We start from the raw sequence: 16,521 nt of genomic DNA, 5'->3' as shown, positions 1-16,521 counted from the left end.
AAGGGTTGAAGCGACAGGGCTGCTAAGCTGAGTGCGATGTGTGCCATCTCCCTGATTTAGATCGCAAATAAAAATCGGTGGTATGGGGGGAGAATATTGGGTGTGGATTCACGCCACGCGGTGACAGTTGATCGCAGAGCGGCTGATTGTTTTACCGGCAAACTCTACCTTTCAGGCGGGGTCGAGTGACTGTTAACGGCAGCGTAAATCGGCGGGGTGTAGGAATAGGGATTTACAACGCTGGCTGGTGGCGACACCCAGTATCACCACTGGCCAGCAAGTCTGAAGCGCGCTACCAAACGTCGTTAGTTACGCGCACCACGTAAAAGCCACTGTAGCCATCGGTGTACCAGATTTCCTTGCGCTCGGGGGCAAAGGCCGGTTTGGACATGGCCCAGTTACTTGCCGGCGCTGGCTGGGTAATAATGCGCGGTAGAACCGGTGCGTTAAAGTAGGCCACTTCACGCGGATTTTCCGGGTCACGGATATCAAAAATCCGCAGGCCGGACAGAATCATACTGCAGGCCGCAATATCCGGGTCTACCCGGGTGGGAATGTCACAGTAGTGACCGGCATAGCCACCGGTAATATTGGATGCGCCCGGATCGTCCTTGATCGCTTCGCGATTTTCCGGCTCATGCACCTCAAGGCGCAGATCCGACACAATTCTGGGTTTGGTTTCATCGCTGATGTCGATGATACGGCCTGCCCCGACAAACTCTCCATGCGAGGCTACCGAACTGTCCTCACCGGGATTGTCGGTGGAGTATTCATCGATCTCCAGCAAGTAGGGCTTGCCGTTGCGGGTGAAGGGAATGGCATTCTGCGGAATGCTCTGGTTGGGCCAGGTGATTGAGGCAATTTCTCGCACCTGCGGGTTGGGTTGGCGCGACTGAATTTCAGATACATCCAGAATCAGCACTCCCTTACCGTTGCCTGAGGACAGGTAGGCTCGATTGCCGTCATTACTGATCGATAAGCCGTGGGAGGTGTAGTCGCCGAACCAGATCGGCGCCGGTGCAAACGGAGTGGAGATATCAACTGCTGTCAGCGTCGGCGTGCCGGGTGAGGCGGAGTAGAAGGTTTTGCCGTCTGGCGATATTCCGCTTTCGTGCCCCAGAAAACCTACCGGCGCCGAGGCCTGCAACGCGGGCTCCAGGCAATTGTCGGAAATATCGTAGACGTCGACGATACCCGGATAAAACGTGGGGTTGCCAAGAACCGCCGCCAGAATACCGGCGTCCTGCGCAACCACCATCGACTCGTGGGGAGAGTCCATAGCGGGGGTCACCAGGCGATTGACCAGTGTAGGATTGGTGGGATCACTCATATCCAGCACGTTGACACCAGCGTTCAGGTCCAGAACATTGCTGGGAAAAAGCAGGGTGCTGTCATAGAAGGCGCACTCGTTACCGGCACTGTCGATATAGCGCTCCACTTTAAATCCGCCCACGGTGCCAATGGTATTGGCCTCGATATGCTTTCCCACCAGTTCCGTATTGCAGGTAAAGCCGGCAGCGGCCCGTCCGGTATCGTGGTCCTCTTGAGAAACCCGGCCCTGCATGCCGCTCTCAGGCCGCGACCCGGGTCCGCAATTTGCCAGGCGTGATTGCGGCGAGTCAATCACCGCCGGTGAACCGCTTGAGCTGCCGGAATTGCAGCCTGTTATAACCAGCGTGAGGCTGGCCAACACTCCGGACACCTGCAGAAATTTCATTGTTTTACTCATGGTATTTATCCACCGCTAAGACTTTCGCCCGTATCGGGCGCTACCGCTTTATGCTCCGACAGAGCAAGAATGCTACGCAATTGCTGGATTTCGCGGGATTGCTCCAGCACGACTTGCCCAGCCAGCCGCCGAACGGGCGCCAGGTGCGCTTCACGCGCCGCGAAACGCGCCATGGGCAATCCACCCTCGTGGTGGGCCAGCATCAGGCGCAAAAACAGGCGATCCCGCTCCAGTCCGCCCGGTAACTGGCGCAATTGCTGAAGCTGGTCCTGTGTCGCCAGCCCCGGCATTCCCTCGGGGGCATTGCCGCAATCAATCAGATACTGTAGCAACTCCGCGTCATAAGGTTGTTGGCCGAGCAGCATCCAGGTCATGTCATCCCGGTCAGGTTGCAGGGGGCGCCCCCACAACTTAAGCCAGCCGTGTATCTCCCCCAGCTCCCGAAATTGGGTGCCAGTGATTTTTCGGGCGATACCCGCCAGTCCGGTTGGCTGCCCATCCAGCATTAATTGCGACAGGGCAATGGCCTGTTGATGGTGAATGCCCATGAACTGGCTAAAGCGAATATCAATGGTATGCGGTTTCAGCCCACCCAGGGCGTCGCGGGCATCGCGCATCTGCCCCCATAGAACAGCGTTAGCAACCAGACTGACCGCTAGTACAAGAAGCAAAAAAATCCGTAGATGAGGCACCGGGGAACAGCCTGTTCTGGTTTTATGGTGATGTATCGAGAAAAGTTCGCTCGATAATATCGGCGCGAGGGCGGTATTTCCAGCGATCTGCTCACAGGCAGGATGGTCTAAAAGGAGACATTACCAGTCCGATTGATGTATGTTTATACCAAGCAGTGTAAAACCCTGCCGCAATGCGGCTGATAATAAATTATAAAAAGAGGGCTCTACGATGCTGTTGATTATTCAGCGAGGGCTGTTGTTGCTGGCTGCGATGATTTGGGTCTTGCCAGCAATGTCGGCGCAATTGGAAGAGGTCATCGTCACTTCTCAAAAACGTGCTGAAGATATTCAGGACGTGCCGTTATCGGTGACCGCCATAGGTGGTGACGATATCAAGGCAAACAATATGACCGATCTCAATACCGTAGCGGTCTTCGCGCCAAATTTCGAGATTCTCGCAACTCCCACCTTCAACTTTATTTATATGCGCGGCTTGGGCGCTGGCTACAATCGGGGCTTTGAGCAGTCGGTGGCGGTGCTGGTGGACGAAGTGTTTTACGGCCGCCCCAGCTACCTCTCCAATGGCTTGCTCGATCTCGATGTGGTGGAAGTTCTGCGCGGTCCGCAGGGCACGCTCTTCGGCAAAAACTCCACCGCTGGCGCCTTGCACATGCGCACCGTCAATCCCAAGCCGGAATGGGGCGGCGAAGCCGACCTGATGCTGGCAGATCGGAATTATGTCCGCGTACGGGCAGCTATGGGTGGGCCCATTCCCGGACTGAGCGATAAATTTTCGTTTCGGGTCGCCGCCTTGAGTGACAAGCGTGATGGCGATATTAAAAACACCACCGCCGATGGTCGAATGGAGCGCAACCTCGACAATCAGACCCTGCGCACAAAGCTGCGCTGGGAGCCGAGTGACACCCTTGATTTTCAGCTTGCGGCAACATTTGCCACGGTTGACCAAGGGGGGAGCGGTACCCAGTTAACCAAGGCGCGCCCTCGCCATCTGGCGGCGATGCAGGTCTACGATCCGCTCACCAGCGATGATGTCTATGACGATCAGACACATCAGGATGCAGAAGGCTATGTGGATCGCGAAACCTGGGATGCGACTCTGACGGTGAACTGGAATATCTGGGGCGGCTATATCCTGACCAATATCACCAATGTGGCCGAATTAAAGGAAGAGGTATTTTTCGACGCGGACTTCTCTCCCATACCTTTCTTAACTTTGGATAATAACGAGGATTACCGCCAGATCAGTCAAGAACTCAGGATTACCTCTCCTCCGGGGCGCTTTGAGTTTGTAGCCGGCCTGTATTATTTCGAAAGCGATGTTTTGGCTAATTACGATTTGACCTCATTTCTCGAGTTGTCGGAGATGGCTTTTATTACCGGCAATGCCGAGGCTGATGGCAACCCCGGAGCCTACGAGGACGAAGATGCCGGCAGGCTGGCGGGACAGCAAGCCAAGTTTCGCCAGGATGCAGAAGGTACCCCGCCTCTTGAAACCAGTAATTCGGAACTCGATCAGCTCGCCACTAGCTATGCCTTATTTGGTCAAGCCACGTGGCACGCTACAGAACATCTGGCTCTGACGTTAGGCCTGCGTGTGACTGAAGAAGAAAAGCAGTTGGACTATACCCATGCACTCACCAATGAGCGCACCGGTGGTGAAGGCGAGGCGACACTAAGCAACCCGCTTGGAGCAGTTGCTTTTCCCGTTATTCAACCCGGCAATCAGCAGTTTCAAACCAATCGCTCGCGAGACGAAAGTAATGTCAGCCCGAAACTATCGCTTGCCTACGACTGGAACGAAGACGTGATGAGCTACGTGACGGTGGCCAAGGCATTCAAATCCGGCGGATACAACGCCCAGTCCTTTGATCCCGACCGTCTGGAATTCGAGGAAGAGTCCTCGACTACATATGAAACGGGGTTTAAATCACAATTTTTATCCGGCGCGGCGCGCTTCAATATTTCGGCCTTTTTGACAGATTTTGAAGACTTGCAAGTGACGGCCTACGATGGCGTCAGTTTTGTCGTGACTAATGCCGCGACAGCTAAAGTAAAGGGCGTTGAGTTTGATGCGATGTTGCTGACGCCATGGAATATCCTGTTCAGCCTGACTGGCGCGTATATAGATGCGGTCTACGAGAGTTTTCCAACGGGCCCCTGCCTCGCCGAGGACTCGGAGACCGTATGTGATCTTTCCGGTCGATCACTGCAATACGCACCCCGCAAAAATGCCACGTTCACGGTAGGCTACGACGCAGCACTGTTCGACTGGCCCGTTCGTCTGCACTGGGCTTTGACCGCCGCTTACAACGACCTGACTTACTACACTGTAGATCTCGATCCGGTCGACACACGCGCGCCGCACACGGCCTACCGGGGGCGAATTGGCATTCGCGACCTTGATGACAAGTGGCATATCATGCTGTTCGGTACCAACCTGACAGACACAGAAGTGCTGGCGGGCAATAATGATGTGCCGACCTTTGTCGGTTCGCACTTTGGTGGCCGGGTACCAACCACCGACTATCAGTTGGAGTTTGGCGTGAAGTTTTAGCATTCGTCGCCAGCATGCCGCGTGACTATTCAAAACCACCGTCATTGCGAGGAGCGGAGCGACGAAGCAAACTCCGGATGCACGTAACGAAGCAAAAGATTGCTTCGTTCTGCTCGCCATAGCGAGCAAATCAAGAGATGGAAATGACAACGACACTAAACCGGTTACCTACAAGCTATGAATAACGCTACGATGAGCGAAGCCCTGTTCGACCTTACGCCCACCGAAGACCAGCAGATGACGCAGGATATGGTGCGTCGATTTGTTGCCGATGTGATGGGGCCTCAAGCCCGCGCTGCCGACGAAGCTGCGACCCTGCCGGAAGGCTTTCTCGATCAGGTTTTCGAACTCGGGTTTAGTTTTATGCCCGTGCCCGAGGATCTCGGTGGTGCCGGCGAAGGCCGCCGTCCGGTATCCAATGTGTTGCTGATGGAAAATCTTGCCGCCGGCGATCTGTCCATGGCCGTTGCAGCGCTCGCGCCTTTGTCGGTGATCAACTGTCTGCTCGATTACGGTAATCGCGCGCAACAGGAGCGGGTGTTTCGGGTGCTCAATGGCAGCGCCTTTGTGCCGGCGGCCCTGGCAGTGCATGAGCCGGGTATCGCCACCGATCCGCATGCGCCGGCAACCACCGCAACGAAAGCCGGTGACGGCTATGTGCTGCACGGCGCAAAGTCCATGGTGGCATTTGGTGCCGACGCCCGTTTTATTGTTGTCACCGCATTGCTTGATGACGGGGTCGCTGCGTTTCTACTGGATACTGATAACGATGCCGAGGGTCTTTCCTTCAAGCCGGAGCAGTACATGGGGCTGCGTTCGCTGCCGCTTTTTCAAATTACACTGGACAAAGTGTCGCTGCCAGCGAGTGCACGTCTGGATAACGACTTTTCTATCGACGGATTACTGCAACGGGGTCGTATTGCAGCGGCGGCACTGGCAACCGGCACGTGTCAGGCGGTGTTGGATTACGTGGTGCCCTATGTAAATGAACGGGTCGCCTTTGGCGAACCAATTTCCAATCGTCAGGCAGTGGCCTTTATGGTTGCCGATATGGCCACCGAACTGGAAGCCATGCAATTGCTGAATTGGCGCGCCGCAGCGCAACTGGAGCAGGGTTTGGATTGCGCGCGAGCAGCGTATCTGGCGCAGCGCCACGCCAGCAAATATGGCATGAAGATCGGCACCGACGGCGTGCAATTGTTTGGTGGCCACGGCTTTATCCGTGAGCACCCTCTGGAAATGTGGTATCGCAATCTGCGCGCGGTGCCTCTGTTGGGAGGTTTGGTACTGGCATGATCAATCTCGAGTTACCGAAACATCTACAGGATCTGCAAACCCTGCTGCGAAAGTTCTCCAATGACGGTTTGCGCCCGCTGTCGCGCAAATACGACGATCTGGAGCCCAAAGAATTGCCTGAGGAATTGGGGCCACTGTCCGAATTGCTGGCAGCCGGGCGCAAACAGCGCAGCGCGAAAAACAGTGCCGAAGAAAACGGTGATGCGCCGCAGACGGAGGTCCGCAATGGTACCAATCTGGGTACGGTCGTCGGTGCTGCCGAGCTGTGCTGGGGTGATCCGGCTCTGTTCCTCGCCATGCCGGCCATTGGTCTGGGCAATGCAGCGGTTGAGGCGGTCGCCACGCCTGAGCAAAAACAGCAATGGGGTGAACTGTATGCCGCCATGGCCATTACCGAACCCGGTTGTGGCTCCGACTCCGCAGCTATTCGCACCACTGCCACGCTGGATGGTGACGAATGGGTGATTAACGGAGAGAAAATCTTTGTTACCGACGGCTATCGCTGCAAACAGGTGGTGGTATGGGCCTCACTGGATCCGGAGCTGGGCAAGGCGGCGATAAAATCTTTTCTGGTGCCCAAGGGCACGCCGGGCATGACCGTGACCCGGATCGAGCACAAACTGGGTATGCGCGCGTCGGATACCGCACAGATCGTATTTGACAACTGCCGGGTGCCTCGCACCAATCTGCTGGGTGATCCGGAGATTGCCAAAACCGCCGAGGCGCGCAAGAAGGCCTTCGGTGGCGTGATGCAGACCTTCGACAATACCCGCCCGGCGGTGGCTGCTCAGGGTATCGGTACGGCGCGAGCGGCACTGGATATCACTGAGGCGCTGCTGCGCGAGCGCGGCGTAGAGCTCGGTTACAATCGCGAATATGCTCGGCTCAGCGCGCTGGAAAATGACCTGTACGACCTGGAAGCCGAATATGAGGCAGCGCGGTTGCTGGTGCTGAAAGCCGCGTGGATGGCGGACAACAAATTACCCAATTCCAAAAATGCCTCCATGTGCAAGGCCAAGGCCGGGCGCATGGTTAACACCGTAACCCTGAAGTGCGTCGAGATATGCGGGCAACTGGGCTACAGCAAAACCGAGCTACTGGAAAAGCTGGCGCGGGATTCCAAAATCATCGACATCTACGAGGGCACCCAGCAAATTCAGCAGTTGATCGTGGCGCGTCAGGTGCTGGGCAAGTCGTCCTCGGAACTGAAATAGCATCATCGCGATGGGTCACGAGTTTATCGGCGGAATAAATATATCAAGGGATCCGGATATAGTTGGTTACAGGCCAATTCCGGATAACCCTATTATCCATTAATCGCTACTGGCAGATAGAGGTTGAATATGTCGACCAACACCCGGCAGTCTTATACCGATACTCCCATCGAAGTGCGCAAATTTGATCCTGTTCTGGAACATGTTGAGCGCTACCATACCGCCAACGATCCGTTTAAAACCCACTTCAGTACCGCTATGTCGATTACCTTCCCCGAGGGGGAGCGCTATTTCCTACGCTCGGTGCTCGCTTATCGCGACGAGATCAGCGACCCGAAGTTGCAGGAAGACATCAAGCAGTTTTGCGCTCAGGAAGCGCAGCACTCGCTGGTGCACGACAAACTGAATGAAACGGCCAAACGCTTTGGCTACCCCGTCAAAGCCATTGAGGCGGTGATTTCCAAGGTACTGCGCGGCCGCACGGAATGGGCAAAAACCAGCGCTTTCTGGAAACGATATAACCTGGCGGCGACAACGTGTCTGGAGCATTTTACCGCCATCCTTGCCAACCAGGCCCTCACCCGTCCCGACATTATTTTCAATGGTATGGATCCCGCCATCCGGGCGCTGTATCAATGGCACGCCGTGGAAGAGATAGAGCACCGTGCGGTGTCGTTTGATGTGTACAAAGCTACCGGCGGCAGTGCCCTTTTGCTGCGCATTGTGATGTTGATTACCAGTTTCATGTTTATCTTTTCCAGTTTGCGCATCACCTATGTGTTGCTGCGCCATGATGGCGTGGCCTTCAAGTGGTCGACATGGAAGAGTGCCATTGGCTATCTGTTCTTGCCGCCTCAGGGCATGCTGTTTCGGGTTATTCCAGACTGGCTGACCTTCTTTTTACCGGGCTTTCACCCCAGCAAATACCATGGTGATCTGGATACCCGGGCGGTACTGAATGAGGTCGGTGACTATCTTCAGCCCGTCGCCACGGTGTAATCGGAGGTCGTACGTGTCTAGAGGTCTACCCCGCGCCCGGTATTTCTTCTGTATCAAGCTACTCTTGGGAACATGCTTATGAGCACAGACAGCCTGGACATGTTGATTGTGGGCGCCGGTATTTCCGGCATCGGCGTCGCCTATCACTATCAAAAGCACTTCCCAAACAAAACCTGGCAGATAGTCGAATCGCGCGATGCACTGGGGGGTACCTGGGATTTGTTCCGCTATCCGGGTATACGCTCCGATTCGGATATGTACACCTTTGGTTATCAATTCAAGCCCTGGACCTCGAACAAGGCAATCTCTCCCGGCGAAGATATTCTCGACTACCTGGGTGAAACCGTGCGCGAGTTTGGTATCGATAAAAACATCCGTTTTGGCAAGCGGTTGGTGTCGGCGGACTGGGATAGCGACGCGGCAGTCTGGCACTGCGGCCTTAAAGATATGACCACCGGCGAGCGGGTAACGCTAAGTACTCGTTTTCTGTTTATGTGCAGTGGTTATTACAATTACGATGAAGGCTATGAACCGGACTTCCCCGGTCGCGAGGCGTTCCAGGGGGCGGTTATTCATCCGCAGCACTGGCCGGAAGAGCTGGATGTTGTCGGAAAGCAGATCATTATTATCGGCAGCGGTGCGACGGCGATTACACTGGCGCCAACGCTGGCTGAAGGTGGCGCTTCCGTCACCTTGTTGCAGCGCTCACCCACCTACGTCATCAGCCGGCCGGCGGAAGACCCGCTGGCCAACCGACTGCGAAAATTTCTGCCAGCATCGTGGACCCACGGCATCGTACGCTGGAAAAATATTCTGATGCAGATGTTTTTATACCAGCTTTCCCGGCGCCGGCCGCACGTGGTCAAGGGGCTTTTGCTCAAGGGTATTCGGGCGCAGCTTGGTCCGGACTACGACGTAAAGAAGCACTTCAAGCCCAGCTACAATCCGTGGGACCAAAGGATTTGTCTGGTTCCCGACGGCGACTTTTTCAAGGCGATCAAACGCGGTGGTGTCACCATGGTCACAGACCATATCGACACGTTTACGCCCGAGGGGATCAGGCTGCAATCCGGTGAACAATTGAACGCGGACATTATTATCAGCGCCACGGGATTAAAAATGGAGCTGATGGCAGGCGTGACCGTTTCAGTTGACCAAAAGCCGGTCAAGCTGTCGGAGTTGGTGAACTACAAGGGTGTAATGGCCAGTGGGTTGCCAAATTTTGCAGTCTCGATGGGCTATACCAATGCCTCCTGGACTTTAAAGACCGATCTGATCGGCAAGTATGTATGCCGCTTGATTCGCTATATGGATAAAAAAGGGTTTCGCTCTGTGTGCCCGGTACTGCCCGAGGAAGGGATAGAGACCCTGCCCAGTGTCGATTTGCAGGCCGGCTATATTCAGCGGGCACTGGACACTCTGCCCAAGCAGGGTAAGACAATGCCCTGGCGGCTGCACATGAACTACCTGCTCGACAGTTGGGCCCTGCGTCGTGTCACACGTGACGGACTGCAGTTCGAACCTGAGAAAAAGAACGGGTCGACAGAACCTGCAATGTCGGTTGAACGGACCTCCTCCGCCAGGTAAGGAGGTCGAGCTTAGAATGCCGCAACGAGCTTGTGTGCAAATCCGCCCGAACCTTCCGTCCACATTCCAGGAACGGGCCTGGCGTTTGGCGATACAGGTTCACTAGCTTGCGTAACCCGTTAGAGGGGAGGGTATGGAAGATCGAATAACAGTCGGCAAGTTGTTGCGCAACAGCCGCTATTTTTTACGGCGTTTACCGGGAATAGCGCGTGTGCTGCGCCGCCTGCGTGACACAGCCTGGCAGGATCAGCACACCTACCCGGTGTTTTTTGCGCAGCAGGCACAGCGTTTCAGCGAGCACACATTGATTCGCTACGAAGGTACTGATATCCGTTACGGCGAATTCAATGCCGCGGCCAACCGTATTGCCCATTACCTGATGGCTCGAGGCTTCGGGCGCGGCGATACCTTTGCGCTGCTGATGGAAAACCGTCCGGAATTTTTACTCTATCATCTCGCGGTCACCAAGATTGGGGCAAGCTCTGCCCTGATCAACAATGCCCAGAAGGGTGACCCATTGGTTCACAGTATCAACCTTGTGGGCTGTCGGGCCGCCATTGTGGGCGAGGAACGTCTCGATGTGTACACCCAGGTCGCGGATCAGCTGTGTGTGAGCGAGCCCGTTTTTGTAGTGCCGGATCGTCACACACTAAACGATCCCGGTCCGGAGCTTACCGGGGCGGTGAACATTGCGCGAGCAAGTCTCGACTCTGCTGAGACCAACCCCGAGAGCGTAGGGTGTATCCGGGGTGATGATCCAGCCTGGTATGTCTTTACCTCGGGTACCACCGGTTTGCCCAAGGCCTCAGTGCAAACCCATCGCCGGGTGATCAAAGCCATTCTAACCTTCGGCAATATCATCAATCCGCTGAAACCGGATGATGTGGTATTCAGCAGCTTGCCGCTGTATCACACCACGGCATTGTTGGTGTGTTGGTGCTCGGTGATTCACAGTGGTGCCGCGTTTGCCTTGTCCCGCAAGTTTAGCGCCAGCCATTTCTGGGACGATGTGCGGCGCTACGAGGCCACCGTATTCGGCTATGTGGGGGAGCTGTGTCGTTATCTGCTGAACCAGCCACCATCATCAGATGATCGTTCTCACAGTATTCGATCGATGACCGGCAACGGTCTGCGTCCGGAGATCTGGCTGGAGTTCAAACAACGCTTTGGCATCGAGAAGGTCAACGAACTCTACGGTGCCAGCGAGAGCAGTCTGGTCGCCTGCAATCTGTTTAATCTGGATTGCACAGTGGGTAAGCCGTTGACGTCCTCTGCCCTGGTCAGGGTGGACGAGGAAACCGAGCAGCCGGTGCGCGATGCCAGCGGTCGCCTGATCAAAGTCGATGTGGGTGAGCCTGGCTTATTGCTAGGCGAGATTACTGAGGCCTTGCCCTTTGATGGCTATTCTGACAAATCGAAAAATTCCTCGAAGATAATTTGCGATGCTTTTAAGGATGGTGACCGCTGGTTTAACACTGGTGATGTTTTGCGCGATATCGGGTGTGGTCAACTGCAGTTTTGCGATCGAACCGGCGATACCTACCGCTGGAAGGGTGAAAACGTGTCCACCCAAGAGGTGGAGAACGCGTGCAACGCCTTCGTCCAGGTGTCAGAGTCGGTGGTCTACGGGGTGGAAATTCCTGGCACCAATGGCAAGGCCGGTATGGCAGCGTTGAAACTGGCAGACGGGATAGGGCAGTTAGATACTGCAGACTTATGTCAGCATCTTAATGCGGAGTTGCCTGGCTACGCCGTGCCGGTATTCGTGCGCGTTTGCCGTGAGTTGGAAAAAACCGAGACCTTTAAATATCAGAAAGTGGGGCTGAAGCGCGCAGCCTTCGATCCTAGTCAATGCGATGGCCCGCTGTATGTGCGATTACCGGGCAGTGAGGATTACGAATCCGTGACGCCGGAAGTATTTGCGGCTATCAATCGCGGTGAATACCGATTTTAAGGTCACAAGAAAAATGCGGCTGGACACTGTAAGTCTTCGCCAGACACCACTGTGGAGTTATTTATGAACGAGGCACCTGACCCGATTAAAACCCGTATTACCGAGATCACGGGTGCGGACTACCCCATTGTGCAAGCCCCCATGGGTTGGATAGCGCGCTCGCAATTGTGCGCGGCAGTAAGCAATGCGGGTGGCATTGGTATTCTTGAAACCTCTTCCGGTGAGTTTGACAAAATGCGCGAAGAGGTGAGGAAGATGCGTGAACTCACCGACAAACCCTTCGGCATGAATCTGGCATTGGCCTTTGTGCCGAAGGGCGAAGCGCTGGACTTTGTTATCGAGCAGCAACTGGACTTTGTTACCACCTCCAGTGGCAGCCCGAAGCTGTGTACCGAAACCCTCCAGCAGGCAGGTGTTAAAGTTTTTCACGTGGTGCCCACGCTGGAGATGGCGCTAAAAGCACTGGATGCAGGTGTCGATGGCCTGGTCGTGGAAGGCGGTGAGGGTGGAGGCTTTAAGAATCCAGACCCGGTATCGACCATGGTACTGCTGCCGTTGATTCGTTCGCGCACGGATGTACCCATTATCGCTGCCGGCGGCATTACCGACGGCGCGACCATGGCCGCCGCATTCATGCTGGGCGCCGACGGAGTGCAGATGGGCACCCGCATGATGAGCAGTGCGGAATCACCCATCCATCAGAATTGGAAGCAGGCGGTCCTTGAGGCCGGGGATACCGGCACCGTATTTCTGAATCAACAGTCGCGTCCGGCTCTGCGAGCCTTGCGCACCGAGCGCACCATGAACCTGTTTAAAACCGGGCCGTTCAACTTCATGGAGCATATGGCAGGCCACGATGCGCTCTACTTTGGCGGTGACATGGAGGCAGCCATTCCGCTGGCGGGGCAGGTGTGCGGGCGAATTGACAGCGTGCGGCCAGTGCGCGACATCATTTATGAAACTGTAAATGATTTTCGCCGGATCATTGGCGAACACGCTGTTCGTTATGCGAGCTGACTGATGAGTCTATAAGAAAGATGGCTGCAGCGGCCAACTTGCGGATTAAATAACGCCGGCTAGCAATACCAACAGGCCGCCGATTTCACCGGCTGCCAGCGACAGCATATACACGCGAATCATGCCGTTGGGCAGGGTCTTTGTGCCGAGTTTATGCGGTCTTTGCAGTTGGTTGTCGGTGTCTTTTAACACACCGTGAATAGCGTAGGTTAAAACGGCCGAGGCGAAAAATACGACGGGCACTGCCACTGCCAAAAGATTTACCACATCACTCCAGCGGCTGTGCAACGCAAGTTGTTGCAGCACCAGGCAGGCGAAGGCATACATCAACGCGGTCCGATGGCAAATATCCACGTAAGTCGGCGCCGTCGCGTCGCTTGAGCGCATAATATGATGGTATTTCCACCAGCCGGTGATCATGCCCGCCAGTAAAAACAGGCCTGCGCTGACTAGTGCAAAATGAGCCGCGGTCATGGCGGTAATTCCCTTAGCAGTGTCTTTGCGTTTTGCAGGCAAATGAATCGTCACAAAACGTCACTAGATGAAATTTCTTACAGGCAATAAAAAAGGCGAATCAGTAAGCTACTGATTCGCCTTTACTTTTTTGGTAGCGGGGGCAGGATTTGAACCTACGACCTTCGGGTTATGAGCCCGACGAGCTACCAAACTGCTCCACCCCGCATCAAAACTGTTCCGATTGCAGATAAGTGTCTGTCAACCGAGGCTGCGCATTATAGGGAGGCCGTAACGGCATTGCAACAGCTATCGAATAAATCGCTTAAAGTGTTCAAATAATAGGCGTTTCGCTGCTTCAGCGGGGGTGTTTGAAAGCCCGCGTTTGTGAATCAGCTTTAATAAACGTAACCTATACGGTAAATTAACCTGAGCTTTGAATAACGATAACGAGGTATTCGCCATGACGGTGCAAACAGCCAGCCGAACGGCTCTGCGAGAACTGATCAACCTGTTGGAAGAAGTGGACGCACGCTGGGCCGGACCGGAATGGAATCTTCACTCGGAAGAGGACGTTGCTGCGGCTCATCGGTCATTGATGCACGTGCTGGAAGGCGGTCTGGCCGGAATGTTTGAGTACGACGCGGCCTACCCGCAGTTTCGCCGTATTGTCACGCCTTGGCGGAAATTTACCGGTGACAATGGTGATGCCATCTACTTTGACGCTCCCGTGAGCCCTGAATTTGAGTACCGGGTGCGCGGCAATATGAATGGCGCGGTGTACGTGTCGATCACCATAGAGATTGGTACTGAAGATGGCAGCATGGCCAGTCGCACTGCCGGGGTTATCAACGACACCCAGTTTGATGTGGACGCCGATGGCTGGTTTGAGCTGCGCTTGGGGGGCGAGCCCGCCGACCGCAACTGGTTGCCTTTACCAGAGGGCGCATCGCGCATTACCACGCGCCACTATTTTGAGCACGAACAATGCGGCGCGGGCGATCCAGCCCTGGAACCTACGCTGTATATTGAGGCGCTGAATCCGGGGCGGCGGCCCCAGGTTCCCAGCGATGTGTCGATTGCTGAGGGTATTCGACGCGTCGCGGGTTTTGTACGCAGCCGCACGTTGGGTATGCCGCCCATGGCCAACGCGGAACAGCCGCCTTTTGTGTCGCTAACACCCAATGCATTTCCTGCACCGGTGGTACCGGGCGACTTCGGGCTGTCTGCTTTTGATGCCCACTATTCGATGGCGCCGTACTACCTTGAGCCGCATCAGGCGCTGGTGATTACCGGGCGCTGGCCGGAGTGTCGCTTTGGCAGTCTGGATTTATGGACGCGCCATCAGCAGACCTATGATTACTGCAACCGCCCGGTATCTCTCAATCGCGCGCAAACGCAGCTGGAGGCGGACGGTAGCTTCAGAATGATCATAGCCCATGAAGATCCGGGCTTGCCGAACTGGATTGATACCGAAGGTCGCGTGCTGGGCTTGATGTTCTGGCGCTTCTTTCTGGTGGAAGGCGAGGTCGAGACGCCGCAAGCAGAGGTTGTGGATCTGGCCTCTTTGCGCTGAACCGGTTGCAAGCAAAGCTGCGGGCACCGAGCCCGCAGTCACTCAGATTTCTTTTCTTACCCCAATGACGCTCTGATACTGATCGTATTCGCTGTTACCAAACCACTGCGCGTACCGGAAATAGGCAGACCACCCGTGACTGAATTGCAACACGGTACTCAGGCTCGCCTGAAAATAGCTTTGATCTGGATCTTCCCCTTTGATCTCAAAGACTGAACCTGAAGTGTCACTGACAAAGCCCGCTTTGAGGCGCTCGTCTTCGCGGTCAAACTCGCGGAAATAGTTCAGGCTGGCCTGAAGGCTGAGTACGCCCCAATCGGTTGTGAAGGGCAGTTGCGTGTCTGCGCCCGCCGAGAGCAATGAGGAGGTCTGGGTATACGCTTTGTAGCGCATGGCGAGCCCGCTGTTGTTGTCATCGTCTTCGCTATAGCTGTCGGTTTTGGTGCGCGAATACTGGTAGGAAACTTGCGGGTTGAAAGTAGCGCGGCCGGAAGTATAGTGGCGACCAGCGCGAAGCTGCAGCATTTGAAAATCTCCGCCGACCTCGGCAGAGGTGTTAACTCGAATATGAGATGCTCTGGATCCCGGCTGGAAAACACCATTGCGTTCGAAGTCGTGATCGATGTCGCCGTATCCAATCGCGCTGTCTATGAACAAGCCGCCAGCATCTGCATAGCTGACAAAACCTGTCAGGTTTAGCGCTTCGCTTTCATAGCGGCCAGCGCGTGATTGTGCGGGAAAAGCCCCCTGCGGTTGCAGGGCTTCAAACTCCAGGTCACTGCGCTGAAGCGACAGAACAACCCCAGACACCAGTTCATCGTCGTGACGATAATCAAACGTTAAAGCTAATTGTTCTGTGTCGGTGGTGTAGGCTCGCTCACCGTTCGTGCCATCGCGATTGTCGGATTTGATTTCCCCGGCTCCAATCTGCACTGAGATACTCAAGGGGCCTACTTTTGTAAGTTGCGAACTCGAAAGCTTTTGATCACTTTGGTCGCTGAGCAAAGCCGCATCGCCCGCACTGAGCATATGGCTGGGTGTCAGTGATGACTCGCTGTCGCCAGAGAGGTTGGCGGATTCGGTCGTGCAGCGAGATTCAAAGTTACTTCCCGTTGGCGCGTTATTACAGGCTTGTTGGTAGAAAGCTTCAAACTCCGGGTTGGCTGCCAGAGCGGTTTGTCCAAAGAGTGCCAGTGCGATACTGGCAAGTGAAAGCCGGATTGACGGTGAAAGTGATTTGTCTCGAAACATATCAAACCCCCGCTATTGTTTTTATTTACGCTTTAAAAATAAACGACTTTCAGCAAATGGCAATATTGACGTGAGTTGGCTGCGTCGAGCGTTACACTAATTCCATCAGCTCGAGTTATCGGCTTGGCCTATCGTTGTGATAGGAAAGAATGATTTTTCCTATCGCTTTTCCTTGGTTAAGCTGACTTTAAATTCG

The 16,521-nt window shown here is 55.0% G+C and carries 12 protein-coding genes and 1 tRNA gene; 8 read left to right on the top strand and 5 right to left on the bottom strand.

The window, feature by feature from the left end:
* Positions 1–292: 292 nt before the first annotated feature.
* Positions 293–1,729 carry an LVIVD repeat-containing protein gene (locus ABY734_RS07695; RefSeq protein WP_372778390.1) on the bottom strand — a complete coding sequence of 479 codons (1,437 nt, stop codon included), beginning with the start codon at positions 1,727–1,729 and terminating at the stop codon, positions 293–295.
* Positions 1,730–1,734: 5 nt separating this feature from the next.
* The gene (locus ABY734_RS07690; protein ID WP_372778389.1) at positions 1,735–2,400 is read right to left on the bottom strand and encodes a DUF305 domain-containing protein; all 666 of its coding nucleotides are present in this window, start codon (positions 2,398–2,400) and stop codon (positions 1,735–1,737) included.
* A gap of 232 nt (positions 2,401–2,632) precedes the next feature.
* Here ABY734_RS07690 and ABY734_RS07685 point away from each other — a divergent pair, with 232 nt between their 5' ends.
* The 7 genes from ABY734_RS07685 (at position 2,633) to ABY734_RS07655 (ending at position 13,045) form a co-directional block, all read left to right on the top strand.
* Entirely contained in the window at positions 2,633–4,978 is a 2,346-nt protein-coding gene (locus ABY734_RS07685; RefSeq protein WP_372778388.1) for a TonB-dependent receptor, read from the top strand.
* Positions 4,979–5,155: 177 nt separating this feature from the next.
* Positions 5,156–6,274, top strand: coding sequence for an acyl-CoA dehydrogenase family protein (locus tag ABY734_RS07680; protein ID WP_372778387.1), 1,119 nt, complete (start codon positions 5,156–5,158; stop codon positions 6,272–6,274).
* The gene (locus ABY734_RS07675; protein WP_372778543.1) at positions 6,274–7,488 is read left to right on the top strand and encodes an acyl-CoA dehydrogenase family protein; all 1,215 of its coding nucleotides are present in this window, start codon (positions 6,274–6,276) and stop codon (positions 7,486–7,488) included. Before ABY734_RS07680 ends, ABY734_RS07675 begins: the two co-directional genes overlap by 1 nt.
* A 129-nt stretch (positions 7,489–7,617) precedes the next feature.
* Entirely contained in the window at positions 7,618–8,487 is an 870-nt protein-coding gene (locus ABY734_RS07670; protein ID WP_372778386.1) for a metal-dependent hydrolase, read from the top strand.
* Positions 8,488–8,565: 78 nt separating this feature from the next.
* Complete coding sequence (locus tag ABY734_RS07665; RefSeq protein ID WP_372778385.1) at positions 8,566–10,074, top strand: flavin-containing monooxygenase; 1,509 nt, start codon at positions 8,566–8,568, stop codon at positions 10,072–10,074.
* 133 nt (positions 10,075–10,207) lie between these two features.
* Positions 10,208–12,028 (top strand): long-chain-acyl-CoA synthetase, encoded by a 1,821-nt coding sequence (locus tag ABY734_RS07660; RefSeq protein ID WP_372778384.1) that lies wholly within the window; start codon positions 10,208–10,210, stop codon positions 12,026–12,028.
* A 63-nt stretch (positions 12,029–12,091) separates the two neighbouring features.
* Entirely contained in the window at positions 12,092–13,045 is a 954-nt protein-coding gene (locus ABY734_RS07655) for an NAD(P)H-dependent flavin oxidoreductase (RefSeq protein WP_372778383.1), read from the top strand.
* A gap of 45 nt (positions 13,046–13,090) precedes the next feature.
* On the opposite strand, the gene ABY734_RS07650 is transcribed toward ABY734_RS07655, so the two are convergent.
* Positions 13,091–13,519 (bottom strand): hypothetical protein, encoded by a 429-nt coding sequence (locus ABY734_RS07650; RefSeq protein WP_372778382.1) that lies wholly within the window; start codon positions 13,517–13,519, stop codon positions 13,091–13,093.
* A 131-nt stretch (positions 13,520–13,650) separates the two neighbouring features.
* A tRNA-Met gene (locus tag ABY734_RS07645) sits at positions 13,651–13,727 on the bottom strand.
* A 234-nt stretch (positions 13,728–13,961) separates the two neighbouring features.
* Here ABY734_RS07645 and ABY734_RS07640 point away from each other — a divergent pair.
* Positions 13,962–15,074 (top strand): hypothetical protein, encoded by a 1,113-nt coding sequence (locus ABY734_RS07640; RefSeq protein ID WP_372778381.1) that lies wholly within the window; start codon positions 13,962–13,964, stop codon positions 15,072–15,074.
* A 42-nt stretch (positions 15,075–15,116) separates the two neighbouring features.
* Here the strand turns inward: ABY734_RS07640 and ABY734_RS07635 are convergent, their stop codons facing one another.
* The gene (locus ABY734_RS07635; RefSeq protein WP_372778380.1) at positions 15,117–16,325 is read right to left on the bottom strand and encodes an autotransporter outer membrane beta-barrel domain-containing protein; all 1,209 of its coding nucleotides are present in this window, start codon (positions 16,323–16,325) and stop codon (positions 15,117–15,119) included.
* Between the last annotated feature and the right edge of the window lie 196 nt (positions 16,326–16,521).

The sequence above is a fragment of the Litorivivens sp. genome (assembly GCF_041624475.1).
Taxonomy (GTDB): Bacteria; Pseudomonadota; Gammaproteobacteria; order Pseudomonadales; family Spongiibacteraceae; genus Litorivivens.
The sequence above is the reverse complement of the archived record's forward strand: the minus strand, read 5'-3'. Positions and strand labels throughout refer to the sequence as shown.

Excerpts from the sequence above, each read along its gene's own strand:
- ABY734_RS07660 (WP_372778384.1), top strand. The coding sequence starts at position 10,208 with ATGGAAGATCGAATAACAGTCGGCAAGTTGTTGCGCAACAGCCGCTAT.
- ABY734_RS07655 (WP_372778383.1), top strand. The coding sequence starts at position 12,092 with ATGAACGAGGCACCTGACCCGATTAAAACCCGTATTACCGAGATCACG.
- ABY734_RS07670 (WP_372778386.1), top strand. The coding sequence starts at position 7,618 with ATGTCGACCAACACCCGGCAGTCTTATACCGATACTCCCATCGAAGTG.
- ABY734_RS07640 (WP_372778381.1), top strand. The coding sequence starts at position 13,962 with ATGACGGTGCAAACAGCCAGCCGAACGGCTCTGCGAGAACTGATCAAC.
- ABY734_RS07650 (WP_372778382.1), bottom strand. The coding sequence starts at position 13,519 with ATGACCGCGGCTCATTTTGCACTAGTCAGCGCAGGCCTGTTTTTACTG.
- ABY734_RS07665 (WP_372778385.1), top strand. The coding sequence starts at position 8,566 with ATGAGCACAGACAGCCTGGACATGTTGATTGTGGGCGCCGGTATTTCC.
- ABY734_RS07680 (WP_372778387.1), top strand. The coding sequence starts at position 5,156 with ATGAATAACGCTACGATGAGCGAAGCCCTGTTCGACCTTACGCCCACC.
- ABY734_RS07635 (WP_372778380.1), bottom strand. The coding sequence starts at position 16,325 with ATGTTTCGAGACAAATCACTTTCACCGTCAATCCGGCTTTCACTTGCC.
- ABY734_RS07685 (WP_372778388.1), top strand. The coding sequence starts at position 2,633 with ATGCTGTTGATTATTCAGCGAGGGCTGTTGTTGCTGGCTGCGATGATT.
- ABY734_RS07695 (WP_372778390.1), bottom strand. The coding sequence starts at position 1,729 with ATGAGTAAAACAATGAAATTTCTGCAGGTGTCCGGAGTGTTGGCCAGC.